We start from the raw sequence: 25,112 nt of genomic DNA, 5'->3' as shown, positions 1-25,112 counted from the left end.
AATGCGTCACGATGCGCGCTCCTGAATCGCGCGCTGAGCCGCTTTTTCGCGAGCAATCGGCAGCAGAGCCTTCCCGTATTCCCGCGCATCGTTTAATGGATCGAAGCCGCGAATCAGGAAGTTGCGCACCCCGAGGTCGTAATAATCCAGCAGCGCATCGGCAACCTGTTCCGCCGTTCCGACCAGCGCGGTGGAGTTATGGCCGCCGCCAACCAGTTTCGCAATACCGGTCCACAGACGTTTATCCACCACATTTCCCTGTTCTGCCGTGGCCCGCAGGCGCCGTGCCCCTTCGCTGTCTGGCTTCGCTTTGAAACCCTGGCCCGCCTGCGCCGCCCGTTCGGAAGCGACATGTAAAATATGCTCGGCCTTCTCCCAGGCCTGCGCTTCGCTGTCGGCAATAATCGGCCGGAATGAGACGCTAAAATCAATGTGGCGCTGATGCTTCGCGGCTTCGGCCCGCACCCGACGGATGGTCTCCGCCGTTTGCCCTAACGATTCGCCCCACAGGGCAAAAACATCAGCATGTTTACCGGCTACCGCAATGGCGGCCTCGGACGAGCCGCCGAAGTAGATCGGAATGTGCGGTTGTTGCAGCGGGCGGATAGCCGACCACGCCTGCTCGGCCTGATAAAAGTCATTGTCGATATCAACGGGCTGTTCCGCAGTCCAGACTTTTCGCACCGTATCCAGGAAAGCATCGGTACGCGCGTAGCGCTCGTCATGGTTGAGGTAGTCACCATCCCGACGCTGTTCGGCATCGTTGCCGCCGCTGATGATATGCACCGCCAGACGCCCGCCGAGCAGATGCTCCAGGGTAGCAAACTTACGTGCCGCCAGCGTCGGCGAGACGAATCCCGGGCGATGGGCCAGCAGAAAATTGATTTTCTCCGTCGATAACCCGGCCAGCGCGGTAACCAGAAAGCCATCCGGCTGATCGGACCAATGCCCCACCAGCAGGCGATCGAAGCCGGCCGCTTCGTGAGTTTGCGCAAAGCGCACGATATAGTCGCGGTCAAAAACCGGTCCTGCCGGGGCGATGGTTTCGGATGAGAGGCGATGGCCGATCATCCCGAGAAACTGAATGCTCATAACATAACTCCTTGCGTCGGGTAACGGTGGCCGCAGCGGCGGCGCCTGTCGTTACCCTATACATCGGCAGTTAATGAGCAAAATGCATTTTTATCATATCTTAATATGCAAAATTAGCATTTTGGTAATTTAATATACTATTCAGTCAGATAGAGTTAACTGCTGGACGATTTTCCCGGCAAAAAAAGTGAACGGCTGCTGTAGATTCGCCAGATTCTGTGCGCTCACCTGCCACAAGCAGACCGCCGGCTGGAAATCGGCTAACGTCAGGGCTGTCACCTCATCGCGCCACGGGCTGGCGGCCAGCGCCGCACGCGGCACCAGACCCAACCCTTGACCCTGAGCGACGAGGCCAATTTGCAGGTGAGCGCCCGCTGTTTCGACGTTCAGCTGAAGCCGCAGCCCCTGAGCCTGTAGTTCACGAATTAACCCTGCCCGCAGTCCGCAGCCGTCAGGGTTAAGCACCCATCCCTGAGACGCGCAGTCCCGCAGTTCAGCGGCCTGCAGGCGCAGGCTTTTCGCCGCAATCACCACAATATCCAGCGAACACAGCAACCGGCCGACATAGCCGTCGGCAAAGACCTGCTGTGCCGGCCCCATCGCCAGCATGCCATCCAGCTCGACGCTCTCGAGCCGCTTTTGCAGCAACCCGCTCCAGCCGCAGGTGACCTGCGGCTGGAGCTGCGGAAACTGCTGGCGTAGCGCCAGCAGCGCCGGCTGAAGCGCAATTTCCGCCACGCTCTGCGGTACGCCGAGGCGCAAAATACCGTGCGGTTCGGCCTGCGGATCCAGCAGCCCGTACAGCTTTTTTGTCTCCCGCTTGATGCTCAGGCATTGCTCATAAACCCGGTGCCCGGCAGCAGTTAGCGTCAACGGCCGGGTCTGGCGCTCCAACAGAGTCACCCCGAGAGTTTGCTCCAGACGCTGCAGCCGTCGGGTAATGGCCGACTGGGTAATTCCCAGATATTCCGCCGCCTGATTGAGGGAAGAAAACTGTACCGTCGCCAGCAGGGCGTCAATGTCGTCGATGCGCATAGAATCCTTAATGTGAATTTTGCATATTAATATATGCGTAAATTGCATTTAAATAATATTAACGCCTTTGTTAGCGTAATGACCAGTCCCTCTGACAGGAACCGTACATGACCGCACCACGACTGGAAAAACTACGCCATTTTATTCAAGAAGTTGATGCCCTTCATCGGCAGTTCACTGACGAATCGCCTCTGCTGGAGGCGGTGGCGCAGCGCCTGGCGCGGCTGGTCCGGCAGGATGACTGGCTGCCGGACGAGTACGCGTTGCCGCATCCCCACCACTATCAGCAATACCTGCTGCACGCCGATTCCGGACAACGCTTTTCGATCGTCAGCTTTGTCTGGGGGCCCGGGCAGGCCACGCCGATTCACGATCACCGCGTGTGGGGCGTCATCGGCATGCTACGCGGCGCGGAAGAGAATCAGCGCTATCGCCTCGATGCGACAGGCCTTCCGGTGGCCGACGGTATTGCCGGACGACTCTCCCCGGGCGAGGTCGAAAAAGTCTCCTCCCGCGATGGTGATATTCACCGCGTCAGTAACGCGTTGGCGGAGAGCGTGTCGATCAGTATCCATGTCTACGGCGGCAATATTGGCGCCGTTAAACGTGCCGTCTATACGCCGGAAGGTCTCATCAAACCCTTTATTTCCGGCTACTCCAATCGCCACTTACCCAATATCTGGGATTTCCCGAAGGATAATTAATATGCCCATCCACACTTATCGCCAGCCGGCACAAGTGCGCCAGTCGCTGCTCGACCACGCCGAACTGGCGCTGATTGACGTGCGTGAAGAAGCGGATTTTGCCACCGCTCACCCGCTGTTTGCGGCCAATCTTCCGCTGAGCAAGCTCGAGCTGGAGATCCACCGTCGGGTGCCGCGGCTGACGACGCCGCTCACCGTTTACGATAACGGCGAGGGGCTGGCCGCCCAGGCCGTCGATCGCCTGCGCGGCTGGGGATATCAAGATGTCGCGCTGCTGGAAGGCGGCCTGAAGGGTTGGCAGCGCAGCGGCGGCGCGTTCTTCCAGGACGTTAACTCCCCCAGCAAAGCGTTCGGCGAGCTGGTGGAGAGCCAACGGCAGACCCCCTCTCTGGACGCGGGAGAGCTGAAGGCGCTGATTGACAGCCGTCAGCCGGTGCTGATTGTCGACGCCCGACGGTTCGATGAGTATCAGACCATGAGTATTCCGGGCGGTATCAGCGTTCCCGGCGGTGAGCTGGCGCTGCGTATTGACGGACTGGTCGATTCGCCGCAGACCCCAATCGTCGTCAACTGTGCGGGACGCACCCGCAGCATTATCGGCGCCCAGTCGTTGATCAATGCCGGCGTGAGCAACCCGGTCTATGCCTTACGTAACGGCACCATCGGTTGGACGCTGGCCGGACTGGCCCTCGATCGCGACCAGCAGCGCCGCTATGCCGAGGAATCGCGGGCTTCGACAGAGCGTCTTCAGCAGGTCAGCCAGCTGGCGGAAAAAGCCGGAGTGGCGGTTATCGACCAGGCCACGCTCCGGCGCTGGCAGCAGCAGACCGACCGCACCACCTATCTTTTTGACGTCCGCAGTCCGGAGGAGTACGCCGCAGGTCACCTGCCGGGAAGCCTCAGCGCACCGGGCGGCCAGCTGGTCCAGGAGACCGATCACCACGCCAGCGTTCGCGGCGCACGTCTGGTCTTAGTGGATGATGATGGTATTCGCGCGGCGATAACCGCCTCGTGGCTGGCGCAAATGGGCTGGGAAACGGCAATCCTGCGCAGTCTGAGCGCGGCGAACTTTAGCGAACGCGGCGTACCGGCCGCCAGCCTGCCCGCGGCGCCTGCGGCAGAGGAGATCGACGCATCCCGGCTGGCGGCGCTGTTGCGCGAACCGGGAACGGTGGTTCTGGATTTCACCACCAGCGCCAACTATGTGGCGCGGCATATTCCCGGGGCATACTGGCTGATACGCTCGCGGCTGAAACAGGCGCTGGCGCTGATTCCCTCTGCCAGCCGTTACGTACTGACCTGTGGCAGCAGCCTGCTGGCACGCTACGCCGTCGACGAAGTGGCGGCGCTGACCGGCAAACCGGTGCAGGTATTAAGCGGAGGCACCGCCGGGTGGATCGCTTCAGGTCTGCCGCTGGAGCATGGCGCAACCCGTCTGATCAGCGCGCGTAGCGATCGCTATCGTCGCCCCTATGAAGGAACCGATAATTCCCGCGAAGCGATGCAGGCCTATCTGGAGTGGGAGTATGGCCTCGTGGCCCAGCTGGCAAACGACGGGACGCACGGGTTTACGGTACTGTAGCGCGGCAGCGCGATGCCGGGTGATATCAGGCCTCGCGCATAATCCACGAGTACTGGAACGTTTTCTCTGCCGGGAAGTGCGTACGCCGCCGGAACGACCCCAGCGACTGCGGCGTACAGTAGGTACAGCTGCCCAGCCATTCAATATGACTTTCCGGCACCCCGGCGCGGCGTAACAGCAGCTGGCCAAAAGCCCGCAGATCGAACCACATTGTGTCGTCGCCCGTCGCCCGCGCTTTTTCCGCCGCAGGCTCAGGGCCACGGCGGTGCAGAAACAGCCGTTCGCGGTGCTGTTTGACCAGCCCGGCCACCGGCGTCGCCAGCAGCGCCTGATAAAATGCCGCCGACACTTCATAGCAGCAGACCTGAATATGCGGCCCGATCGCTACCACTACCTCGTCCGGCGGTATGCCATGTCGGGCAAAGAGATCGAGGCTATTAGCAATAATGCCGGTCGCCGCACCGCGCCAGCCCGCATGTACGCTGCAGACAAAGCGCCCGTCGCGGGAAGCCATCAGCATCGGCAGACAATCGGCAGTCACCACTCCCACCTTTTGCCCACTTGATGCGGTAAAAACCGCGTCGGCATGCGGGCGGTCGGTAAGCGGCGCCGGCTGCTGAAAATGATGAACCACATTGCCGTGCACCAGCTTCACCGGGGCCATTTCGCTGTAAGGAAAGGCGGCCGTTTCGTGGACATCGAGAAAGGCGTAGCGAATGCCGGGAATATCGCTAAGTAACCGGGATTGAAAAGACATGGCGGCAGAGATGATCAATGGGTGATGATTTACCGTATGCCAAAGTCTGCCGTTGCGCAAGGTGGCGCGGTGCCGGGTCCTGAAACATAACCCGGCACCGTCATCAGGCTATTGATTGCCGTCTCTGGCGATTCATCAGCCAGAATACCGCCACGCCAGCCAGCAGAATCCCCGGCGCGGCGGCGGCCATTACCCCAACGGTACCGGCGCCCAGCGCCAGCATTTTTCCCGCCAGCAGCGGACCGCTCATCGCCCCCAGCCGCCCGACGGCCACCGCCGTCCCCACCCCGGTGGCGCGAATTTCCGTGCGGTAGAACAGCGGCGCCAGCGCGTACAGTACGCTTTGCCCGCCGGTGGCAAACAGCCCGGCCACAAAACCCGAGAGCAGCATCGCCGGAAAGGAGGAGGCGCAACCCAGCGCCAGCAGCGACGCCAGCATACCGCAATAGATCAGCAGCGACATCAGCAGCGGACTCAGTTTATCCAGCAATGCCCCCAGCAGCAGCGTGCCGCAGGCGGCTCCCAGCTGCAAAACAAACATGACGCCAGCCGCCTGACCGGCGCGAAATCCCTGACCTATCAGCAGCATGGGCAGCTAGTTGATCAGCATGTAGACCACCAGCAGCGTAAAGAAATAGCACAGCCACAGCAGCAGCGTGGCGCTGGCGTTTTCCGGCGCCAGCAGCGTCCGTAGCGGCGCACTCTGCATACCGGCGCGAAAGACGGCGGACTCAGGCAGCCAGCGCAGCAGCATCGGCACCAGCAGCAGCGGCACAACGCCGCCGACCCAAAACACCGTCTGCCAGGCGGAGGTTTCCCCCCAGAATCCCAGCACCGCTGCCAGCGCGGCGCCCACCGGCACCCCGCAGTACATCAAGCTGACGGCGGTACCGCGAAATCGCGGACCGGCCGCTTCGGAGGTCAATGCAATAAGATTCGGCAGCGCCGCCCCCAGCCCCACACCGGTCATCAGGCGTGCCAACAGCAGCATCGGAAAGCTCCCTGCCAGCGCGGTAGCGATGGAAAACAGGCCGAACAGCGTGACCGCAGCGATCAGCAGCCGTTTGCGGCCGTGGCGGTCAGCCAGGATTCCCCCCACCAGCGCGCCGGGAAGTAGCCCGAGGATACCGGCGCTGAAGATCCAGCCCATTTGCATATTATCGAGCGCGAAGGCGTGAGCCATCCCGGCGGCGGCGATCCCGGCCGCCTGAAGATCCAGCCCTTCCATCAGGGCAACCATAAAACAGAGCCCGATGGTTAACATCAGGCGTGAAGCCGATCCAGAGGTTGTCGTGGTCATAGGGTACCTGTGCGATAGCGAAAACGGTGCAGGTGAAGGACGGCTGATTCGTTGCCAGCCGCCGGTTTTTATTTCGCGCGGTTGAGCAGGTCCAGCGCCACATCGACGATCATATCTTCCTGGCCGCCCACCATCCGTCGCTTGCCCAGCTCGACGAGAATATCGACCGCGCTCAGACCGTAGCGCGCGGCCGCCACTTCGCTGTGGCGCAGAAAGCTGGAGTAAACCCCGGCATAGCCCAGCGCCAGGGTTTCGCGATCGACGCGTACCGGACGATCCTGTAGCGGCCGCACCCGTTCATCGGCCGCGTTCATCAGCGCATACAGATCGGTGCCGTGGTTCCAGCCAAGCTTGTCCGCCGCAGCAATAAAGACCTCCAGCGGCGCATTCCCCGCCCCGGCCCCCATGCCGGCAAGGCTGGCATCGATGCGGTCGCAGCCCTCTTCCACCGCGGCGATGGAGTTGGCGACGCCGAGGCTCAGGTTATGGTGCGCATGCATCCCGGTGGCGGTTTCCGGCTTGAGCACCGCCCTAAGGGCGCGGAAACGATCGCGAATATCGTGCATATTCATCGCCCCGCCGGAATCGACCACGTAAATGCAGGTCGCGCCGTAGGATTCCATCTTAAGCGCCTGCTGGGCCAGCTGTTCCGGGCTGATCATATGGCTCATCATCAGGAAGCCAACGGTGTCCATCCCCAGCTCGCGGGCAAAGGCGATATGCTGGGCGGAAACATCCGCTTCCGTGCAATGGGTTGCCACACGCACCACCCGCGCCCCGGCCTGATAGGCATTTTTCAGGTCGTGCAGAGTTCCGATACCAGGGAGCAGTAAAGTGGCGATTTTCGCCCGGCTGACCGACTCCGCCGCCGCTTCAATCCACTGCAGATCGCTGTAGGCGCCGAAGCCGTAATTGAAGCTCGAACCTTGCAGGCCGTCGCCGTGGGCCACCTCAATAGAATCCACTCCTGCGCTATCCAGCGCCTGGGCAATCTGGCGCACATTGTCGAGCGAGTATTGATGGCGAATCGCGTGCATCCCGTCGCGCAGGGTCACGTCTGAGATATAGATTTTTTTGCCGTTCATGCTGCTTCTCCCGCCGCGTCGTTCATTGACTGGGCCATTTTTTCCGCCGTCGCCAGCGCAGCCGAGGTCATAATATCGAGGTTACCCGCGTAGGCAGGCAGATAGTGCGCCGCCCCTTCAACCTCGAGGTAAACCGCCGTTTTCAGACCGGAGAAGCGGCCAATGCCCGGCAGGTTGACCGGCTTATCTTCGGGAATCACCTCAAACTGCACCTGCTGTTTCAGGCGATATCCCGGGACATAGGCCTGCACCGCGGCCGCCATCTCCGCAATCGACGCGGCAATTTCCTGCTGCGACGCCGCTTCGCTCAGGAGATATACAGTATCGCGCATCATCAGCGGCGGCTCCGCCGGGTTCAGTACGATAATCGCTTTACCTTTTGCCGCGCCGCCGACTTTCTCTATAGCCTGCGAGGTGGTTTCAGTGAATTCGTCGATGTTAGCGCGTGTTCCCGGACCGGCAGATTTACTGGCAATCGAGGCGACGATTTCCGCATAGTGCACTTTGGCCACCCGCGATACCGCCGCCACCATCGGGATGGTCGCCTGGCCGCCGCAGGTCACCATATTGACATTACCCTCGGCAAGATTGGCCTCAAGATTGACCACCGGCACGCAGTACGGGCCGATGGCCGCCGGCGTCAGGTCGATCATGCGGATCTCCGGTTTGGCTTCCCGCAACGCGGCGTCGTTTTTCACGTGCGCCCCGGCGCTGGTGGCGTCAAATACAATATCGATATCGGCAAACTCCGCCATCTGCATCAGGCCGCCGACGCCCTCATGAGTGGTGGCGACGCCCATGCGCCGGGCGCGAGCCAGACCGTCGGATTCAGGGTCGATACCGACCATCACCGCCATCTCCAGGTGTTGGCCATGGCGCAGAATTTTGATCATTAAATCGGTGCCGATATTACCGGAGCCGATAATGGCGACTTTGCGTTTACTCATCACTGCTTCCCTCTTCGGCGGCAAACGTTGCCGCTACTGAACCTAAACCATCAATGTGGGCGGCAAAGCGATCGCCGGCGTTAATCGCCACCATCGGGCCTAACGCCCCGGTCAGCACAATATCGCCCGCCCGCAGCGGCTCGCCGAGGCTGGCCATTTTGCGCGCCAGCCACACCGCCGCATTGAGCGGATGGCCAAGACATTCGCTGCCGTGCCCGCTGGACACCTCTTCCTCGTTACGGGTCATACGCATAGCGCAATTTTTCAGATCCAGTCCGGCCGGACGCCGCGCCGGACTGCCCAGGACATAAACGCCGCAGGAGGCGTTATCGGCGACCGTATCGACAAAACCAATCGACCAGTCGCGGATACGGCTGCCGACCACTTCCAGCGCGGGCAACACCCAGTCGATAGCGGCGTACAGCTCATCAAAGGTGGTATCGGCATGCGGCAGGTCGTGTTTAAGCACCAGGGCGATTTCGGCTTCCACTTTCGGCTGCAGCACCCGGGAGAACGGCACAGCGGCGTTATCGCCGTAGCACATGTCGGCAAACAGGGTGCCGAAGTCCGGCTGGTCAACGCCCAGCTGCTGCTGCACTTTAGGATGGGTCAGCCCCACCTTGCGCCCCACCACCCGCCGTCCGTTCGCCACGTGGTGCTGGACGTTAATCCGCTGGATGGCGTAGGCTGCCTCCGCATTATCGGTGCCGAGGAGATCGCGCAGCGGTTCAATGGCCCGCCCCTGGACTTCGGCATCGCGCAGTCGTTGCGCCAGCTGTTCGAGAGATAGCGTTGTCATCACGGCTCCTTATTTGCGCGCCAGAAAATCCAGCACCAGCTGGTTGAAATTGTCGGCATGTTCCCACTGCGCCCAATGGCCGCAGTCACGATAGATATGCAGTTCAGAACCGTTAATTCCGGCCAGCAGGCGCAGGCCGGCGTCCAGCGGGACAAAGCGGTCGTTGCGCCCCCAGACGATCAGGGTTTGGGCGCGGATTTCGCCGAGACGCGGGCTAAAATCCGGGAACTGCTTCGGGTTGGCTTCCAGACTTTTGACGAAATTATCCAGATGTTCCCGGCGCGACAGCATATTGTTGAGACGCGCGTCGAACAGGGCGTCGGTCAGATCGCGAGTATCGAAAACAAAGATGTTCATCATCTTTTTCAGGTTTTCGATGGTCGGTTCGCGATACAGGCCGTTCAGTAGCTTGATGCCTTCCGTCGGCATTGGCGTAAACAGACTCATGCCGCCGGTTCCGCCGCCCATCAGCACCAGCTTGCCCACCCGTTCCGGCCAGCTCAGGGTGAAGGCCACCGCACTGTGACCGCCCATGGAGTTGCCCAGCAGATGCACCTGGCTGATATCCAGCCGATCAATGACGCTTTTCAATACTCGGGCGTTCAGGTCGGAACGCGAGCCGCGATTGACAATCGAGTCGCTCTTCCCCCAGCCGGGGCAGTCCAGCAGAATCACCCGATAGCCCGCCTCAACCAGCGGATCGATATTGCGGCTAAAGTTGGCCCAGCCGGTGGCGCCGGGGCCGGAGCCGTGCAACAGGACCACGGTTTCATCTCCCTGGCCGCAGTCGTTAAAATGAATGCGTAGTGTTTCTCCGCCTTCTTCCACGTTGAGGAAACGGCTGGTGGCGGCTTCGGTTTGCGGTTGGTAGCTCATCATATTCTCCCGTTAATTCAGTTCTGCGCGGTGGCGCTCAGCGAGCCAAATCCGGCTATCCACTCGGGGATGGGTCGGTAATAGCGGCCTTCGCAGCGCCAGCTGCCAAATGCGGATAGCGCGGCAAAGGCGGCCACCCAGGTTTTAATTTCGTGCGTCGATTTGCCGGCCATTGCCGACAGCTCTTCGTTACTGACGGCATCCAGCTCCATCAGCCGTCCCTGCTCCAGCAGGCTCATAAAACGGTTGTCCCAGACGGGGTTGAGCGGATAGAGCGAGTTCTGGTCTTCGATAAACTGTTTCGCCGCGCTGATGACCCGCTGCTGGCGCAGTTCCCGCTCGACCGGCGGCAACTGTTTGCCGCTGCCCAGCAGCCGATCGCGCATATGGGCATCGGCCTTCGCCAGCTCCGGCACCGGAGGCTGATGCGACAGCCCGCCGGAGCCGAGGATTAATACTCGTTTGTTGAGGGTGGTCAGGAAGCGGCCGACGGCTTCGCCCAGCATGCGGGTGCGCTGAAAGCCCGGCAGCGGCGATGCGACACCGTTGATAAACACCGGCAGAACCGGCAGCGTATCCAGCCCGCCGAGCAGGAACTCCAGCGGTTGCGCAAAGCCGTGATCCACCTGCATGCAGTAAGAGACCGCCAGATCGATCCCCTCCTTCATCACCGCGTGGGCGCAGGCTTCCGCCAACGCCGTCGGCACCGGCAGGACGCCGCTGGCGCTGCTGAAATCACCGATAGAAGTCGCGCCGATGCCTAAACAGAACGGCGGCATCACATCGTAGAAAAAACCGTTGTAATGATCGGGGGCAAACAGCACCACCAGCTCCGGGGCGAAGGCGGCAATCCGCGCCCGGGCGTCGGCAATGGTGCCGTTAACCTCGTCCAGCACCGCCTGTGCCGGGTCAACATAGCCCACCAGCGGCGTATGCGAGAGACAATGAAGATACGCGTTCATATCAAGCCACCTGTTCAATCGTTGTTGTGGTCTGCACGGAGGCCAGCTGCATCTTGCTCGCCAGCGCGTCAAGCTTTTGACCCAGGGTTTGCGGGATTGCCACAGCGGCGACGAAGCGGTCCGGACGCACTACGGCAATCGCGGTATCGTGCTGCGCAAACCAGCTTTTCAGACGGTTTTGCGTATCGCCGACGCGGATAACGCCCGCAAAATTGTCCTGCTGGCGATGAATCTGTACCTCCGGCACGACCTGGATAAATCGCACGCCGACGGCGCGCCACTGGGCTATCTGCCCGGCATTCAGCCCCCATTGTGGGTTGCAGCCCCAGGCGAGAATGGCGACATTCGCGCCAATGACCTCATCAAGCAGCGTGACCGTACCGCTCTCCAGGGTGACTTTGGGCTGAATAAACATTTTCCCCACCGGCGAGTTTTTGCTTTCCCCCTCCAGCAGCAGGGCGCCGGCACGGTATTGCGGCATCGGCTTGAAACGCATCTCGAGGAAGTAGCGTTTGACCGGCGGCAGATAGTTGAGCAGCCACGAAATTCCGTCGCGCACCGCGCCATGCCAGCGTTTCGCCGGCGCCAGCACATTGCCGGCGGTGACCGAGAGATCGATCATCGCTTTAGCATGATCGCGCCGTTCCTGCTGGTAGCTGTCCAGCAGCGCCTCACCGGCTTTGCCGTTCACCACCAGCGCCAGTTTCCAGGCAAGGTTAAATGCATCGCGCATGCCGCTGTTGTACCCCTGCCCCTGCCAGACCGGCATGATGTGGGCGGCATCGCCCGCCAGCAGCACGCGATCGACGCGAAAGCGTTCGGCGATACGCGCGTTATGGGTATAGACGCGCTGGCGAATCAGCTCGACGTTGTCCGGATCCGGCAGCACCTTGCTCAATAGCTGGCGCATCTTGTGCGGCTCGCTGAGCTGGGCTTCGGTTTCGCCGGGCATCACCATAAATTCAAAACGCCTTACGCCGTGCGGCAACGCGGCGGAGACGTACGGACGCACCGGGTCGCAGCACAGATAGACGTGCGGCGTCGCCAGCGGATCATTGGCGATATCGATAACAATCCATTGATTCGGCGCGGTTTTACCTTCGAAGGGAATATTCAGCGTACGGCGAATAAAGCTGGCTCCGCCGTCGCAGGCGACCAGCCAGTCGGCCTGTAACGTTTCGCGTTCGCCCGCCGGTCCCTTCAGATGCAAGGTCACCGCATCCGAAGACTGGCTAAAGGCTTCAACTTCGCGAGAAAACAGGCAGCGCACATGGGGAAAACGCTGCAATCCTTCATACATGACGGCATCCACCTGCGGCTGAATAAACGCGTTACGCCGCGGCCAGCCAAACTCATCGGTCATCGGCTGGATATCGGCGAAACAGCGCCCTTTCGGCGTCAGAAAACGCATCGCGTGCCACGGCGTGGTATGCGGGAGAACATGGTCCACCAGCCCGATGCCCTGCATCGCGCGCAGCGATTCATCGTCGATGCCGATAGCCCGCGGGTAATCAATCAGCGCCTCGAGTTTTTCGACAACCAGTACGCTGACGCCCATCTGACCAAGGTAGTTGGCCATCATCAGGCCGACCGGGCCCGCGCCGGCGATCGCGACCTGGGCGGTATGCTGTACAGCGGGTTGAATATCCGGATTCGATGTTGTCATTTCAGAACCTCACGACTCAGACACCGTGCCTGCGTCGCAAACTGACGCCCGGCACTTTGTTAAATAGATGTAAATACATTTTTACAGTGAGGTCAGTATAGGGTTGGCCGGATGCGCTACAATCAAAACATCACCGGATGTGCACCAGGTGCACATCATTGTTTATCTGGATATTAATCGAGGAAATATGCGCGAAAGCAGGCAGGCAGATTACAAAACGGTCCGCGGATTGAGTCGGGGATTATTGTTACTTAATTTGTTAAATAAATTCGATGGCGGGGCCACGGTCGGCACGCTGGCTGAGTTTAGCGGCCTGCATCGCACCACCGTCAGACGACTGCTGGAGACCTTGCAGGAGGAGGGTTACGTTCGCCGCAGTCAATCCGATGACAGCTTTCGTTTAACCCTCAAAATCCGTCAGCTGAGTGAAGGATTTCGTGACGAACATTGGATTTCTGCCCTCGCCACCCCGCTACTGGGGGAGCTGTTGCGCGAAGTGCTGTGGCCGACGGATATCTCCACCCTGGATGTTGACGCCATGGTGGTCCGTGAAACCACGCACCGCTTCAGCCGCCTGTCGTTTCATCGCGCGATGGTCGGCCGTCGGCTCCCGCTGCTGCTGACCGCCTCGGGGCTCACCTGGCTGGCCTTCGCCCCGGATCATGAGCGCCAGGCGATGATCGAGATCCTCGCGGCGCGCCCGGAAGAGGAGTATCAGCTGGCGCGAGAGCCGGAAAAGCTGGCGGCAATACTTGAGCGCACACGACGTCAGGGCTACGGCGAAAACTTTCGCGGCTGGCAGCAGGAGGAGAAAATCGCCTCCATCGCCGTACCGATCCGCAGCCAGCAGCGGGTTATCGGCTGCCTGAACCTGGTTTATATGGCGAAGGCGATGAGTCTTGAGCAAGCGGCGCAGAAATATCTGGCACCGTTGCAAAAAGTCGCCGCGCAGATCGAGTCGCGAATGACCGAAGAAGCGGTTTTTTACGAGTAAACTTGTCCTGAATGGGTAGACCGGCCGGTAAGCATTGCTTCCGCTAACGCTATATATTTTAATATACGACGATTCTTCTCACCTAACCGAGTCCACTCATGTCAAAACGACCCCGTTTGTTACCGGGGCTGACGCTGGTCAGCGCCTGCCTGTTTGCCGGTCATGCTTTTGCCGACCGTACCGTCACCGACCAGCTTGGCCGCGAGGTGACGCTTCCTGACCACATTACCCGCGCCGTCGTTCTCCAGCATCAAACCCTAAACCTGCTGGTGCAGCTTAATGCCAGTGACGAGATTGTTGGCGTGATGAGCAGCTGGAAAAAGCAGCTTGGCCCTGCTTTCGCCCGCTTTATGCCGGGGATTGAACAACTGCCAACGCCGGGAGATTTAACCCAGGTCAATATCGAGAGCCTGCTGGCGCTGCATCCGCAGGTGGTGTTTGTCGCCAACTATGCGCCGCAGGCGATGATTCAACAGATTCAGAACGCCGGGATCCCGGTGGTGGCTATTTCGTTACGCCAGGATGCCGCGGGTGAAAAAAACAAAATGAACCCGTCGATGGCCGATGAAGAGCAGGCCTATAACGAAGGGTTAAAGCAGGGTATTCGCCTGATTGGTGCGGTGGTCGATCGCAAAGATCAGGCGGAAACGCTCATTCGCACCGCCTTCGCCGCGCGCAAAGAGGCCAACGCGCCGGTCGCCGATATCCCCGACAATCAGCGGGTGCGCGTCTATATGGCCAATCCAGACCTCAATACCTACGGCTCCGGCAAATACACCGGCCTGATGATGAAACATGCCGGCGCGCTGAACGTCGCGGCGGCCACGGTCAAGGGCGCGCGTCAGGTTTCACTGGAGCAGGTTTTACAGTGGAATCCGCAGGTGATCTTTGTCCAGGACCGCTATCCGCAGGTGGTCAAACAGATCGAATCCGACCCGCAGTGGCAAGGGATTGACGCGGTAAAAAATCACCGCGTCTGGCTGATGCCAGAGTATGCCAAAGCCTGGGGTTACCCGATGCCGGAAGCGCTGGCCCTCGGCGAGCTGTGGATGGCCAAAAAGCTTTATCCTTCCCGCTATAACGGCGTGGATGTTGATAGCAAAGCGCAGGAGTACTACCAGCGGTTTTATCGCGTGAAGTGGACGCCGGATGCTCAGTAATCGTCACCCGGCGCTGTTGCAAGGCGGGCTGGCGCTGGCAACCTTGCTGATTGCTGTCGCCTCGCTGTGCGCCGGCCAGTATCACCTGAGCCTCAGCGACGTATTCAGCCAGCTGGGACATCTGTCGCCCGCAGACGGCGTGGCCGGGCAAATTGTCTGGTCGGTGCGCCTGCCGCGCGTCATCATGGCGCTGCTGGCCGGCGGCGCGCTCGGACTGTGCGGCGCCACGCTGCAGGGCGTGTTCCAGAACCCGCTGGTGGACCCCCATATCATTGGCGTCACCTCCGGTTCCGCGTTTGGCGGCACGCTGGCCATCCTGCTGGGGCTGGACACCGTACTGATGATGACCTCCACCTTCGGTTTCGGCCTGCTGGCCTTAATGCTGGTGTACCTGATTGCCGCGCTGCAAGGGCGGGAAAACACGCTGGTGCTGATTCTTTCCGGGATTATTCTCAGCGGCTTTTTCGCCGCTCTCGTCAGCCTGATGCAATATCTGGCCGATACCGAAGAGACGCTGCCGAATATCGTCTTCTGGCTGCTGGGCAGCTTCGCCACCGCCAGCTGGCACAAAGTGGCGATCATGGCGCTGCCGATTCTCGTCAGCACCACGCTCCTGATCGCGCTGCGCTGGCGAATCAACCTGCTGGCGCTGGAGGAGAGAGACGCGCGCGGTCTCGGCGTCTCGGTCACCGCGCTGCGCCGCGGCGTGCTGCTATGCTGCGCGGTGCTGGTGGCCGCACAGGTGGCGGTCAGCGGCAGCATCGCCTGGGTGGGACTGGTGATCCCGCATCTGGCACGGCTGCTGGTCGGCGCCGACCACCGCCGTCTGCTGCCCACCGCCTTCTGGCTCGGCGGCGGATTAATGATCGTGGTCGACGATCTGGCCCGCTCGCTGACCCAGGCAGAGATACCCGTCGGGATCATTACCGCGTTGCTCGGCGCCCCGCTGTTTACCTGGCTACTGATCCACTCACGTCGTCGGGGGATGGTCTGATGAACATGTCGCTTCGGCTGGCGGAACTGCGCTACGGCCACCGTCAGCCGCTCTTCCGGCCGCTCAGCCTGCAGTGCCTGCCCGGTGAAATCTGGGCGGTGCTCGGTGCCAACGGGCGCGGGAAAAGCACCCTGCTCGACACCCTCACCGGCGTGCTGCCGCCGCTTGGCGGGAGTTTCCACAGTGAAGGCGGGATAGCGATTGTGCCGCAATCGTTCCGCCCGGCGTTCAACTGGCAAGTGCGGGAGGTGGTGTTGATGGGCCGCGCCCGGCAAGTCAGTCTGTTTGCCCAACCGGCCGTTGACGATGAACGCCGGGTTGAGGAGGCGTTACGCCAGCTGAGCATCGCCGACCTCGCGGGCCGCGCGTTTCGTTCGCTCTCCGGCGGCCAGCAGCAGCTGGTGCTGATTGCCCGCGCGCTGGTGGGTGCCAGCCAGAATATCCTTCTGGATGAGCCCTGCTCGGCGCTGGACCTGTCCAACCAGCAGGTGGTGCTGCAGCTCATCAGCGACCTGGCCCATCGCCAGTCGCGCACCGTGATCTTCACCACCCACGACCCCACCCATGCCCTGCAGGTCGCCAGCCATACGCTGCTGCTACTGCCGGACGGCGAGTGGCTGGCGGGACGCTCCGGGGAAGTGCTTAGCGAGCCGCATCTGCAGCGCGCCTACGGCCTGGCGGTGCGTAAAATTGATTACCCCGGCTCAGACTCACCGCTGCTGGCGCCGCAGTTTACGATTCGGCGTTAGCCGGTAAAAAACCCGCGGCCTGCAGATACTGCTGCCCTTCTGCGCCGAGGATAAAGCGGCACAGACGCTGCGCCCCGGCGCTCTCGTCGAGCGTCGTCAGCTGATAATCAGCCTGGATATTCCACGGCGCCGGAATCGTTACCGTCCGCAGATCGTCGGCCATCGTCATCTGGCTGGCGTAATGGGCATAGCCAATAAACAGGTCGGTTAACCCTTCGCGGATAAGCCAGGCTCCCGCCGTCTCGCCCGGCGGGACGCTGAGCGACTGCCGTCCCCCGACCAGCTGCTGCGCGCGGGCCATCATGGCGCTGCCGCAGCCAGGGAAGCGGGCTTCAATGCGCTCAAACAGCTGCCAGGTATAGTCGCCGGACGGGTCGCAGCCCGGCGTCGATGTCGCCAGACGCAGCTGCGGGTTAGTGAGGAGCGCCAGCCAGTCGGCGCGGTCATCGCAGGCGGCGCGACGGGCGGTCAGCATCAGCTGGTTGCGGGCGAACGAATAACATTCTCCCGCCCGCCCGGCCTGGCGCAGCGCCTGGGGATGCTGACGGTTGGCAGAGGCGAATACCGAACACGCCGCCCCGCCTTCAATACGCTCGCGCAGTAAACCTGCAGGACCAAAATGGGCCTCGACCCGAATACCGCTTTGCTGATGGAAACCTGCCAGCAGCGGGATAAAAGCCCCTTTCAGGCTCCCCGCCGCCAGCAGAACGACTGCGTTGGTCATCATGATGGCTCGCTAAATGCCCGGAAACAGAGCGATATATTAACCGGGCCGCCAGCGATTCAGTAGCGAATTTCCGCCAGTTCGCGCAGCTGTTCCGGGGTCGCTACCGGCAGGTTGAAGAAACGCAGATAGGCCGGGATCATTTCAAACAACATGTCGGTACCGCGCTGAACCGGACAGTCGCGCGCCTGGGCGGCCTGCAGCAGCGGCGTAAAGGCCTGGGTCATCACCACTTCCCCTACCCAGGTACCGGGCGTCAACCGCTGAGGATCGAGCGGCAGCGGGTCCCCCGCCTTCATCCCCAGCGGCGTGGCGTTCACCACCAGATCGTGCCCCTGCGGGTCACGCTGCATCAGGCTGATATCCAGCAGCGGATAGTGTTGCAGCAGACGGAGCGCCAGCGCATGCGCAGCATCGGCGTGGCTATCGTAGAGCGTCAGGGCGCGTACCCCCGCCGCTGCCAGCGAAGCCGCGATCGCCGACCCCACGCCGCCGCAGCCGACCACCAGCGCCCGTGCCCCCTCAGGCTGAAAGCCTTTACGCCGGATACCGAGCACGAAACCATCGCCATCGAACATATCGCCGCTCAGAGTGCCGTCGGCCTCGCGGCGAATGGCGTTGCAGGCGCCGGCAATGGTCGCCGTGGGGCTGAGGCGATGCACCAGCCCGCAGGTGGCAATCTTGTGCGGCATCGTGACCAGCGCACCGATAATATTGGTCAGCGTAAACAGCGCCGGAACCACCGTCGCCAGCGCCTCCGGCTTCACGCCCGTGGGCACCACTTTGACATCCACCTGCTGTCGGTCGAACCACGGGTTGTAGATCATCGGCGCCTTAAAACCACCGGTCGGATAACCCAGATGCGCGATCAGCTGCGTATTACCACTAATTATCATCCCCTGCTCCTTTACTGCGATAGCTCGATGCGTTTGACATCGCCCAGAATAAACAGATACGCCACGACGCCGAGCAGCGCCGCGCCGCCGATATAGATCAGCGCATAGAAGAAGCCGCCGAAGGCCGCGACGATAAAGCCAATCACCAGCGGCGTGAGGATCCCCGCGAAATTAGCGCAGAAGTTAAACAGGCCGCCGGTCAGGCCACCCAGCCCTTTCGGCGCGATATCGGAGATCAACGTCCAGCCCAGACCGACCATTCCCTGACCAAAGAAGGCGAATGACATCACCAGAATCACCGCCAGATCGCTGCTCAGCCAGTTGGCGGAAATAATGCTGCTGGCCATCAGCAGACCGGCAACGATCGGCAGCTTACGCGCGAGGTTGGCCGAGCCGGTGGCCTTCAGCAGTTTGTCGGAGATCCAGCCGCCGAACATCACGCCGCCGGCGGCGGCAAGGAACGGCAGAATGGCAAAGATCCCCACCTTCAACCACGGCATATGGCGCGCGGTGGCCAGATAGGTCGGGAACCAGGTGAGGAAAAACACCAGTACCGTATTCCCGGCAAACTGACCGATGCTGGCGCCGAGAATCTGCCGTTTCCCCAGCAGCTGACGCACCAGCGGCCAGCTGAAAGCCGTCTGCTGGTCGCTCGCCGTCACCAGACCGCCGCCGTTGACAATATGATCTCGCTCCTGCTGGCTGAGGCGTTTGTCTTCATGCGGTTCGCGGTAGCAGCGCCACCACACCAGCGCAAACAGCACCCCGACCGCGCCGACGCTGATAAACAGCGCTCGCCAGCCGAAACTGCCCATGATCCAGAACAGCAGCGGTGAGAAGCAGGCCAGCCCGAGGTACTCCCCGACGGTATAGACCGCCGTTGCCTTGGCCCTCTCCTGCTGCGGGAACCAGGCGCTGACCACCCGACTGTTCACCGGGAAACAGGGCGCCTCGCTGACCCCCAGCCCAAAGCGGCACAGCAACAGGGTTTTCAGCCCTATCGCCATGCCGTGAAACAACGTAAACAGCGACCACAGCGTCAGCGACAGGAAGTAAGTCACTTTATTGCCGAAACGGTCGAGGAACAGGCCGCCGGGAATTTGCGCCAGCGCGTAGGTCCAGGCGAAGGCGGAAAACACGATCCCCATGACCGCCGCATCAATCCCCAGTTCGGAAGTTAAACTGGGGGCCGCGATGCCCAACACCGTCCGATCGAGGTAGTTAATCATCGTGCCGATAGCCAGCAGCGTGAGGATCCCCATTCGCCGCCGGGAGCGCGGCACGGCGGTCGCGGCTTGCGCCGCTGCCGTGTGATTCTGGCTGTACGCGTTCATAGTCGTTTTCCTGTCATAGGGTGCAGATGAATGTTGTTATTGTATTGACGATGTTGTGCTCAACGAACCATTTGATACATCACTAGCTGTATTGCATTGCCGACAGGCGAACGGCGGCATTTGCCGCACCGTACAGGGCATAGCCATCGCGTCTTTCGGTCAATTCGAAGAAAAAGCGCCCTGCCGAGAACGGGCGGGTATAAAGGTGGAGGAACTCCCCGCCGCGCGGATCGCGGTCATAGAGAATGTGCAGACGTTGCAGCGTCGCGACATCCACCGCCTCGCCATAGCGCGCCAGCAGGTCATCATAGTAATTAGCCGGAATCGGCAGCGCCTGACGGGAGACCTGCGGCAGGGCGTCGAGGGTTTCCGGCAGGTGACGGCAGGCAAACGCCGCGTGCTGCAAGCCCGCCCCCTGATAGCAGGCCACCGACCGGGCAATCTGGGTGGCGCGGCTCTGGGAGATATTCAAGGCCAGGCGAATATTGCCCTGCGGGCTGTGAACCGCCAGGCTGCGCACCAGACCATACGGATCCGGCAGCGTCTGTTCATGTTCGAGGGTGAAACCAAAGACGGTGCGGAAAAAGATAATCCAGTTATCGCGACTTTCCGCCTCCATTCCCAGCGCCAGATGATCGATGCCGCGGTAGTCATCGCGCAGCGCCGGCGCGTCATGCAGATGAAAATCGCGGGCGTAGATATCGTCACCGGCTTCGATTAAATAGATCAGGCTGCCGTCGGGGGCGCAAATCGCCGGAATCGGGCTTTCATTTGGCCCGGCATCCCCTTGCCAGGTGGCGTAACCATAGGCGCGGGCGCGCTCAACAATCGCCGCGCTGCGGCTGACGCGCAGCGCCATTGCACACAGCGAGACCCCGTGGCGCTGGTGAAAATGGTCGGCCCAGCTGTGCGGCTGGGAGTTGACAATCGCTCTTGCCCCGCCGTTACGCCACAGCGCCACCTGTTTCGAACGGTGGCTGCCTTCCTGACAGAACCCCAGCTGCGACAGGCGCTGGCCGAGAGCCTGCGCTTCCGCTGGGCTGGCGGCAAATTCGATAAATTCCAGGCCGAGATAGTCCGGCACTGTCGCAGCGTGAAACAGCGACGCATCGCTGTCCTCCAGCCGCCGGCGGGTCTGCTCTTCCAGCCATTGCAGCGAGCGGTAGCCATCTTTCGCCGTTGCGCCGTTCGGCGACGCGCGGAAGCCATCATTGAAAATTTCCAGCGACCACGGGCCGCGGTAGCCGCAGCGGGTCAGATCGCAGGCAAAGTCTACCAGCGGCAGCTCACCCTGCCCCGGGAAACAGCGGAAATGGCGACTCCATTCGAGGACATCCATCTTCATCAGCGGCGCATCCGCCAACTGCAGGAAGGTGATTTTGTCCACCGGAACTTCAGGCAACCGTTGCAGATTGTCGCCGCGGGCCAGAATATGAAAGCTGTCCAGAACGATCCCCAATGCCGGGCTGTTCACGCTTTTCACCCGTTCCCAGGCCTGATACCAGCGGTTGACGTGCGTTCCCCAGGCCAGTGCTTCGTAGCCGATGACGATCTTTTCCTGCTCCGCCAGCGCCGCCAGCGCGGCGAGATCCGCCACCTGCAGCGCAACATCTGCGGAACAGTCCGGCTGCACATTGCTGCACAGGAGCAGTGTGTCGCAGCCCAGCTCATGCATCAGGGCGAATTTGCGCTTCGCCCGCGCCATATTCGCCGCAAACTGGCTGCGGCTGGCACCTTCAAAATCGCGAAAGGGTTGAAAAAGCGTGATTTTTAGCCCTAAATCAGCCGCCAGATTGCGAATATCCGCCGGCGTGCCGGTATAATAAAGCAGATCGTTTTCAAAGATTTCGACGCCTTGATAACCCGCAGCCGCTATAGCATGGAGCTTTTCGGGCAAGGTGCCGGAAATCGAAACGGTAGCAATAGAGCGCAGCATAGGTCCTCGTGTCATCAACAGACGTGAGTCCTGAATATGTATCATTTGGTTCATTTGCGCCATACACGGTTGCTAATTTGTGATCATTATGTGTATTTTTTGTCTCTCAGAAAAAAGGAGTGGTTATGTCTGTCGTGGCTCATGATGAAGCACAGTCCCTGAAGGAGCGGATTTTCACCGCCGCGATCGTCGTCTTTGCCGAACACGGGCTGTCCGGGGCGCGCATGGAACAAATTGCCACCGAGGCGCAGACAACTAAACGCATGGTGGTTTACTACTTTAAGACGAAGGAGCAGCTGTACCAGGAGGTACTGCAGCATGTCTACGCGCGCATTCGCGAGACTGAACAGCAGCTCGGACTGGAACAGCTTCCGCCGGTCGAAGCGCTGGTTCAGCTGGTGCGCTGGAGCGTGCGTTATCACGCCACCCATGCGAACTTTATGCGGGTGATTTGTATGGAGAATATGCAGCGCGGGAAGTGGTTACAGTCGTCAGGGCAGCTTAAGCCGCTGAATCGAACCGCCCTGTCGATTCTGGAGGATATTCTGCAGCGCGGGCAGCAGCAGGGAATTTTTCAGGAGGGTCTGCAGGCGCGGGATGTCCATCGCCTGATCAGCAGCTTTAGCTTTTATCAGGTGTCGAACTTTTACACCTTCAACAGTCTCTTCCTCGACGACCCTTTGCCGGCTATCGACGATGAAGAGATGGTCGCCCACCACTGCGATATCGCGGTGAAAGCGGTCGTGCGTTTCGTGATTTCCTGAGCCTGCGCGATCCGCGCGCCGGGAAGGTTAATCGTGTCCGGATAAGGCGTGGATCACCTTCGCCATCGCTTCTTTGGTCAGTTCAGAACGGGCGATTTTCGGGTTAGCCAGCGAGGTCCGTACCACCCCGGCGATCACGATATGTTTTGGCTCCTGGCCGAGATCGCGCATTTCAAGCACCACTTTCCCTACCACCCGGCACATTTCCTGGTACAACTCGTCGTCTTTGGCTTTATTTCCCATTCTTGTCGACTCACAAATTATCATTATCAATCAAATTATTATTGATATGTTTTCGTGATAAATCAAACCAGCGCACTTTTTTTGCGCCAGTGCGCTGTTTCCAGCGGCTAACCGCGAGCAAATCCGCGAAATAACGGCGTTGATTTTTGTCGGCTGGTGAAAAAATGTGTTGCGGAGAAGATTTAGATTAGTTTGAGTTTTGTTACATTTTTATGGGAAAGAATGAAACGTCGTTTTCATTTTCTTTTTTTGTTCCAGCGTCGTATAATGCCCACCGATTCTTTCTTGAATGGTTTCAGCACATTGGACTGCACAACTAAACGCATAAAATACTGCCTCTTTTCATGGGCTGAACCGCCAGCACACTTTCTTCTGCACGCTCTTTTGTTGTCACCTATTCTTAGAGCGTGGCATAGCAACTTTCGCAATACAGGTTTGACTCCACGGCCGTGCGCCCACGGAGCGAGATTTCCATATCCTTCACAACTTAAAGACTAAAACTTTCATGAAAAAGACCAAAATTGTTTGCACCATCGGTCCGAAAACCGAATCCGAAGAGATGCTGTCCAAAATGCTGGACGCGGGCATGAACGTCATGCGTCTGAACTTCTCTCACGGTGACTATGCTGAACACGGTCAACGCATCAAGAACCTGCGTAACGTGCTGAGCAAAACCGGTAAGACCGCGGCTATCCTGCTGGACACCAAAGGCCCGGAAATTCGCACCATCAAGCTGGAAGGCGGCAATGACGTCTCCCTGAAAGCCGGTCAGACTTTCACCTTCACTACCGATAAATCCGTCGTCGGCAACAACGAAATCGTCGCCGTGACCTATGAAGGTTTCACTACCGACCTGTCCGTCGGCAACACCGTTCTGGTCGACGATGGTCTGATCGGCATGGAAGTGACTGCCATTGAAGGTAAGAACGTCATCTGTAAAGTGCTGAACAACGGCGACCTGGGCGAAAACAAAGGCGTTAACCTGCCGGGTGTTTCTATTGCCCTGCCGGCGCTGGCGGAGAAAGATAAGCAGGACCTGATCTTCGGTTGCGAGCAAGGCGTTGATTTTGTTGCTGCTTCCTTTATCCGTAAGCGTTCTGACGTCGTCGAAATCCGCGAGCATCTGAAAGCGCACGGCGGCGAAAACATCCAGATCATCTCCAAAATTGAAAACCAGGAAGGCTTGAACAACTTCGACGAGATCCTCGAAGCGTCTGACGGCATCATGGTTGCTCGTGGCGACATGGGCGTTGAAATCCCGGTTGAAGAAGTTATCTTCGCCCAGAAAATGATCATCGAAAAATGTATCCGCGCGCGTAAAGTGGTTATCACCGCCACCCAGATGCTGGATTCCATGATCAAAAACCCGCGTCCGACCCGCGCAGAAGCCGGTGACGTTGCGAACGCCATCCTCGACGGTACCGATGCGGTTATGCTGTCTGGCGAATCCGCCAAAGGGAAATACCCGCTGGAAGCGGTCACCATCATGGCTACCATCTGCGAACGTACCGACCGCGTGATGACCAGCCGTCTGGAATTCAACAACGACAACCGTAAACTGCGCATCACCGAAGCCGTGTGCCGTGGTGCGGTAGAAACGGCAGAAAAACTGGAAGCTCCGCTGATTGTTGTCGCGACCCAGGGCGGTAAATCTGCGCGCGCCGTGCGTAAATACTTCCCGGACGCCACCATTCTGGCGCTGACCACCAACGAAACCACTGCTCGTCAGCTGGTGCTGACCAAAGGCGTGGTGCCGCAGCTGGTTGACCAGCTCTCCTCTACCGATGATTTCTACATCCTGGGTAAAGAACTGGCGCTGCAGAGCGGCCTGGCGCGTAAAGGCGACGTGGTTGTTATGGTCTCTGGTGCGCTGGTCCCGAGCGGAACCACCAATACAGCCTCCGTACACGTGCTGTAATAATTTACAGGTTAATTCGTTTTTTAAAGGCGCCTCTTCGAGGCGCTTTTTTTTTATTCAATCACTAGCTACTCTTAATAAAAATGCAAATCGGAATTTACTATTTAATAAGAGATTATCTAAGATGAATCCGATGGAAGCGTGCTGTTTTCACAAAGATTTTTAAACTAATCTGCCAAATTCGATGTTTCTTTGAGCGAACGATCAAAAATAAGCGTATTACCGTAAAAAAATATTCTCATCCCAAAAAAGTTTGTGTAATACTTGTAACGCTACATGGAGATTAACTCAATCTAGAGGGTATTAATAATGAATCGTACTAAACTGGTACTGGGCGCGGTAATCCTGGGTTCTACTCTGCTGGCTGGTTGCTCCAGCAATGCTAAAATCGATCAGCTGTCTTCTGACGTTCAGACTCTGAACGCTAAAGTTGACCAGCTGAGCAACGACGTGAACGCAATGCGTTCTGACGTCCAGGCTGCTAAAGACGACGCAGCACGCGCTAACCAGCGTCTGGACAACCAGGCTACTAAATACCGTAAGTAATAGTACCTGTGTAATAAAAATGGCGCACATTGTGCGCCATTTTTTTTGT

The 25,112-nt window shown here is 59.7% G+C and carries 23 protein-coding genes and 2 pseudogenes; 10 read left to right on the top strand and 15 right to left on the bottom strand.

Annotated elements, in window-relative coordinates; genetic code table 11:
* Positions 1-5: 5 nt before the first annotated feature.
* Both OQV00_RS10665 and OQV00_RS10660 read right to left on the bottom strand, forming a co-directional pair.
* Positions 6-1,092: pseudogene (locus OQV00_RS10665) on the bottom strand (LLM class flavin-dependent oxidoreductase); the annotation flags it as partial.
* A gap of 141 nt (positions 1,093-1,233) precedes the next feature.
* Positions 1,234-2,127: a LysR family transcriptional regulator gene (locus tag OQV00_RS10660; RefSeq protein ID WP_004863127.1), complete on the bottom strand. Its 894-nt coding sequence runs from the start codon at positions 2,125-2,127 to the stop codon at positions 1,234-1,236.
* Between the two features lie 107 nt (positions 2,128-2,234).
* Between OQV00_RS10660 and OQV00_RS10655 the strand changes: the two genes are divergently transcribed.
* Positions 2,235-2,831: a cysteine dioxygenase family protein gene (locus OQV00_RS10655; protein ID WP_004863130.1), complete on the top strand. Its 597-nt coding sequence runs from the start codon at positions 2,235-2,237 to the stop codon at positions 2,829-2,831.
* A 1-nt stretch (position 2,832) separates the two neighbouring features.
* Positions 2,833-4,413, top strand: a complete 1,581-nt coding sequence (locus OQV00_RS10650; RefSeq protein WP_266280294.1) for a rhodanese homology domain-containing protein — start codon at positions 2,833-2,835, stop codon at positions 4,411-4,413.
* Between the two features lie 25 nt (positions 4,414-4,438).
* On the opposite strand, the gene OQV00_RS10645 is transcribed toward OQV00_RS10650, so the two are convergent.
* The 8 genes and pseudogenes from OQV00_RS10645 to OQV00_RS10610 all read right to left on the bottom strand — a co-directional run bounded on the left by OQV00_RS10645 (position 4,439) and on the right by OQV00_RS10610 (position 12,805).
* A complete protein-coding gene (locus OQV00_RS10645; RefSeq protein ID WP_128318811.1) occupies positions 4,439-5,170 on the bottom strand; it encodes a purine nucleoside phosphorylase YfiH/LACC1 family protein in 732 nt (243 codons plus the stop codon).
* 103 nt (positions 5,171-5,273) lie between these two features.
* A pseudogene (gene mhpT / locus OQV00_RS10640) lies at positions 5,274-6,470 on the bottom strand (3-(3-hydroxy-phenyl)propionate transporter MhpT).
* Positions 6,471-6,538: 68 nt separating this feature from the next.
* A complete protein-coding gene (gene mhpE / locus OQV00_RS10635) occupies positions 6,539-7,555 on the bottom strand; it encodes a 4-hydroxy-2-oxovalerate aldolase (RefSeq protein ID WP_015584126.1) in 1,017 nt (338 codons plus the stop codon).
* Positions 7,552-8,502 (bottom strand): acetaldehyde dehydrogenase, encoded by a 951-nt coding sequence (mhpF, locus tag OQV00_RS10630; RefSeq protein ID WP_004863147.1) that lies wholly within the window; start codon positions 8,500-8,502, stop codon positions 7,552-7,554. Before mhpF ends, mhpE begins: the two co-directional genes overlap by 4 nt.
* Positions 8,495-9,301, bottom strand: a complete 807-nt coding sequence (gene mhpD, locus OQV00_RS10625; protein ID WP_004863149.1) for a 2-keto-4-pentenoate hydratase — start codon at positions 9,299-9,301, stop codon at positions 8,495-8,497. The genes mhpF and mhpD overlap by 8 nt, the downstream gene beginning before the upstream one ends.
* Before the next feature lie 9 nt (positions 9,302-9,310).
* Positions 9,311-10,177, bottom strand: coding sequence for a 2-hydroxy-6-oxonona-2,4-dienedioate hydrolase (gene mhpC / locus OQV00_RS10620; protein WP_015584125.1), 867 nt, complete (start codon positions 10,175-10,177; stop codon positions 9,311-9,313).
* Between the two features lie 17 nt (positions 10,178-10,194).
* The gene (gene mhpB, locus OQV00_RS10615) at positions 10,195-11,139 is read right to left on the bottom strand and encodes a 2,3-dihydroxyphenylpropionate/2,3-dihydroxicinnamic acid 1,2-dioxygenase (RefSeq protein ID WP_004863155.1); all 945 of its coding nucleotides are present in this window, start codon (positions 11,137-11,139) and stop codon (positions 10,195-10,197) included.
* A 1-nt stretch (position 11,140) separates the two neighbouring features.
* Entirely contained in the window at positions 11,141-12,805 is a 1,665-nt protein-coding gene (locus OQV00_RS10610) for a bifunctional 3-(3-hydroxy-phenyl)propionate/3-hydroxycinnamic acid hydroxylase (protein WP_004863158.1), read from the bottom strand.
* 187 nt (positions 12,806-12,992) lie between these two features.
* Here OQV00_RS10610 and OQV00_RS10605 point away from each other — a divergent pair, with 187 nt between their 5' ends.
* The 4 genes from OQV00_RS10605 to OQV00_RS10590 all read left to right on the top strand — a co-directional run bounded on the left by OQV00_RS10605 (position 12,993) and on the right by OQV00_RS10590 (position 16,702).
* On the top strand, positions 12,993-13,799 hold the full coding sequence (locus OQV00_RS10605) for a DNA-binding transcriptional regulator (protein ID WP_004863162.1): 807 nt from the start codon (positions 12,993-12,995) through the stop codon (positions 13,797-13,799).
* Between the two features lie 98 nt (positions 13,800-13,897).
* Positions 13,898-14,959 carry an ABC transporter substrate-binding protein gene (locus tag OQV00_RS10600; protein WP_004863165.1) on the top strand — a complete coding sequence of 354 codons (1,062 nt, stop codon included), beginning with the start codon at positions 13,898-13,900 and terminating at the stop codon, positions 14,957-14,959.
* Complete coding sequence (locus OQV00_RS10595) at positions 14,949-15,953, top strand: FecCD family ABC transporter permease (RefSeq protein ID WP_004863169.1); 1,005 nt, start codon at positions 14,949-14,951, stop codon at positions 15,951-15,953. Before OQV00_RS10600 ends, OQV00_RS10595 begins: the two co-directional genes overlap by 11 nt.
* Positions 15,953-16,702, top strand: a complete 750-nt coding sequence (locus tag OQV00_RS10590) for an ABC transporter ATP-binding protein (protein ID WP_004863172.1) — start codon at positions 15,953-15,955, stop codon at positions 16,700-16,702. The genes OQV00_RS10595 and OQV00_RS10590 overlap by 1 nt, the downstream gene beginning before the upstream one ends.
* On the opposite strand, the gene OQV00_RS10585 is transcribed toward OQV00_RS10590, so the two are convergent.
* From OQV00_RS10585 to OQV00_RS10570, 4 genes are all read right to left on the bottom strand, one after another.
* The gene (locus tag OQV00_RS10585) at positions 16,686-17,426 is read right to left on the bottom strand and encodes a substrate-binding domain-containing protein (RefSeq protein WP_015584119.1); all 741 of its coding nucleotides are present in this window, start codon (positions 17,424-17,426) and stop codon (positions 16,686-16,688) included. The two genes, OQV00_RS10590 and OQV00_RS10585, sit on opposite strands and share 17 nt — an antisense overlap.
* 59 nt (positions 17,427-17,485) lie before the next feature.
* Positions 17,486-18,322, bottom strand: coding sequence for a shikimate dehydrogenase family protein (locus OQV00_RS10580; protein ID WP_004863178.1), 837 nt, complete (start codon positions 18,320-18,322; stop codon positions 17,486-17,488).
* 11 nt (positions 18,323-18,333) lie between these two features.
* Positions 18,334-19,656, bottom strand: a complete 1,323-nt coding sequence (locus OQV00_RS10575) for an MFS transporter (protein ID WP_266280290.1) — start codon at positions 19,654-19,656, stop codon at positions 18,334-18,336.
* 82 nt (positions 19,657-19,738) lie between these two features.
* The gene (locus OQV00_RS10570; RefSeq protein ID WP_032717733.1) at positions 19,739-21,592 is read right to left on the bottom strand and encodes a bifunctional sugar phosphate isomerase/epimerase/4-hydroxyphenylpyruvate dioxygenase family protein; all 1,854 of its coding nucleotides are present in this window, start codon (positions 21,590-21,592) and stop codon (positions 19,739-19,741) included.
* A gap of 125 nt (positions 21,593-21,717) precedes the next feature.
* Between OQV00_RS10570 and OQV00_RS10565 the strand changes: the two genes are divergently transcribed.
* Positions 21,718-22,356 (top strand): TetR/AcrR family transcriptional regulator, encoded by a 639-nt coding sequence (locus OQV00_RS10565; protein ID WP_004863188.1) that lies wholly within the window; start codon positions 21,718-21,720, stop codon positions 22,354-22,356.
* Between the two features lie 27 nt (positions 22,357-22,383).
* Here OQV00_RS10565 and fumD read toward each other — a convergent pair whose 3' ends face one another.
* Complete coding sequence (gene fumD / locus OQV00_RS10560) at positions 22,384-22,599, bottom strand: fumarate hydratase FumD (protein ID WP_015584115.1); 216 nt, start codon at positions 22,597-22,599, stop codon at positions 22,384-22,386.
* Between the two features lie 222 nt (positions 22,600-22,821).
* Between fumD and ynhH the strand changes: the two genes are divergently transcribed.
* The 3 genes from ynhH to lpp all read left to right on the top strand — a co-directional run bounded on the left by ynhH (position 22,822) and on the right by lpp (position 25,063).
* Positions 22,822-23,097 (top strand): protein YnhH, encoded by a 276-nt coding sequence (ynhH, locus tag OQV00_RS27235; RefSeq protein ID WP_418338559.1) that lies wholly within the window; start codon positions 22,822-22,824, stop codon positions 23,095-23,097.
* 7 nt (positions 23,098-23,104) lie between these two features.
* A complete protein-coding gene (gene pykF, locus OQV00_RS10555) occupies positions 23,105-24,517 on the top strand; it encodes a pyruvate kinase PykF (RefSeq protein WP_015584114.1) in 1,413 nt (470 codons plus the stop codon).
* A 309-nt stretch (positions 24,518-24,826) separates the two neighbouring features.
* Positions 24,827-25,063 carry a murein lipoprotein Lpp gene (gene lpp, locus OQV00_RS10550; protein ID WP_001082307.1) on the top strand — a complete coding sequence of 79 codons (237 nt, stop codon included), beginning with the start codon at positions 24,827-24,829 and terminating at the stop codon, positions 25,061-25,063.
* The last annotated feature ends 49 nt before the right edge of the window (positions 25,064-25,112 follow it).

This window comes from Klebsiella sp. DY2415 (assembly GCF_026314315.1).
Classification (GTDB): Bacteria; Pseudomonadota; Gammaproteobacteria; order Enterobacterales; family Enterobacteriaceae; genus Klebsiella; species Klebsiella ornithinolytica.
This window is presented reverse-complemented; position numbering and strand designations above follow the sequence as displayed.

Excerpts from the sequence above, each read along its gene's own strand:
- OQV00_RS10660 (WP_004863127.1), bottom strand. The coding sequence starts at position 2,127 with ATGCGCATCGACGACATTGACGCCCTGCTGGCGACGGTACAGTTTTCT.
- OQV00_RS10655 (WP_004863130.1), top strand. The coding sequence starts at position 2,235 with ATGACCGCACCACGACTGGAAAAACTACGCCATTTTATTCAAGAAGTT.
- OQV00_RS10650 (WP_266280294.1), top strand. The coding sequence starts at position 2,833 with ATGCCCATCCACACTTATCGCCAGCCGGCACAAGTGCGCCAGTCGCTG.
- OQV00_RS10645 (WP_128318811.1), bottom strand. The coding sequence starts at position 5,170 with ATGTCTTTTCAATCCCGGTTACTTAGCGATATTCCCGGCATTCGCTAC.
- mhpE (WP_015584126.1), bottom strand. The coding sequence starts at position 7,555 with ATGAACGGCAAAAAAATCTATATCTCAGACGTGACCCTGCGCGACGGG.
- mhpF (WP_004863147.1), bottom strand. The coding sequence starts at position 8,502 with ATGAGTAAACGCAAAGTCGCCATTATCGGCTCCGGTAATATCGGCACC.
- mhpD (WP_004863149.1), bottom strand. The coding sequence starts at position 9,301 with ATGACAACGCTATCTCTCGAACAGCTGGCGCAACGACTGCGCGATGCC.
- mhpC (WP_015584125.1), bottom strand. The coding sequence starts at position 10,177 with ATGAGCTACCAACCGCAAACCGAAGCCGCCACCAGCCGTTTCCTCAAC.
- mhpB (WP_004863155.1), bottom strand. The coding sequence starts at position 11,139 with ATGAACGCGTATCTTCATTGTCTCTCGCATACGCCGCTGGTGGGCTAT.
- OQV00_RS10610 (WP_004863158.1), bottom strand. The coding sequence starts at position 12,805 with ATGACAACATCGAATCCGGATATTCAACCCGCTGTACAGCATACCGCC.
- OQV00_RS10605 (WP_004863162.1), top strand. The coding sequence starts at position 12,993 with ATGCGCGAAAGCAGGCAGGCAGATTACAAAACGGTCCGCGGATTGAGT.
- OQV00_RS10600 (WP_004863165.1), top strand. The coding sequence starts at position 13,898 with ATGTCAAAACGACCCCGTTTGTTACCGGGGCTGACGCTGGTCAGCGCC.
- OQV00_RS10595 (WP_004863169.1), top strand. The coding sequence starts at position 14,949 with ATGCTCAGTAATCGTCACCCGGCGCTGTTGCAAGGCGGGCTGGCGCTG.
- OQV00_RS10590 (WP_004863172.1), top strand. The coding sequence starts at position 15,953 with ATGAACATGTCGCTTCGGCTGGCGGAACTGCGCTACGGCCACCGTCAG.
- OQV00_RS10585 (WP_015584119.1), bottom strand. The coding sequence starts at position 17,426 with ATGACCAACGCAGTCGTTCTGCTGGCGGCGGGGAGCCTGAAAGGGGCT.
- OQV00_RS10580 (WP_004863178.1), bottom strand. The coding sequence starts at position 18,322 with ATGATAATTAGTGGTAATACGCAGCTGATCGCGCATCTGGGTTATCCG.
- OQV00_RS10575 (WP_266280290.1), bottom strand. The coding sequence starts at position 19,656 with ATGAACGCGTACAGCCAGAATCACACGGCAGCGGCGCAAGCCGCGACC.
- OQV00_RS10570 (WP_032717733.1), bottom strand. The coding sequence starts at position 21,592 with ATGCTGCGCTCTATTGCTACCGTTTCGATTTCCGGCACCTTGCCCGAA.
- OQV00_RS10565 (WP_004863188.1), top strand. The coding sequence starts at position 21,718 with ATGTCTGTCGTGGCTCATGATGAAGCACAGTCCCTGAAGGAGCGGATT.
- fumD (WP_015584115.1), bottom strand. The coding sequence starts at position 22,599 with ATGGGAAATAAAGCCAAAGACGACGAGTTGTACCAGGAAATGTGCCGG.
- ynhH (WP_418338559.1), top strand. The coding sequence starts at position 22,822 with ATGAAACGTCGTTTTCATTTTCTTTTTTTGTTCCAGCGTCGTATAATG.
- pykF (WP_015584114.1), top strand. The coding sequence starts at position 23,105 with ATGAAAAAGACCAAAATTGTTTGCACCATCGGTCCGAAAACCGAATCC.
- lpp (WP_001082307.1), top strand. The coding sequence starts at position 24,827 with ATGAATCGTACTAAACTGGTACTGGGCGCGGTAATCCTGGGTTCTACT.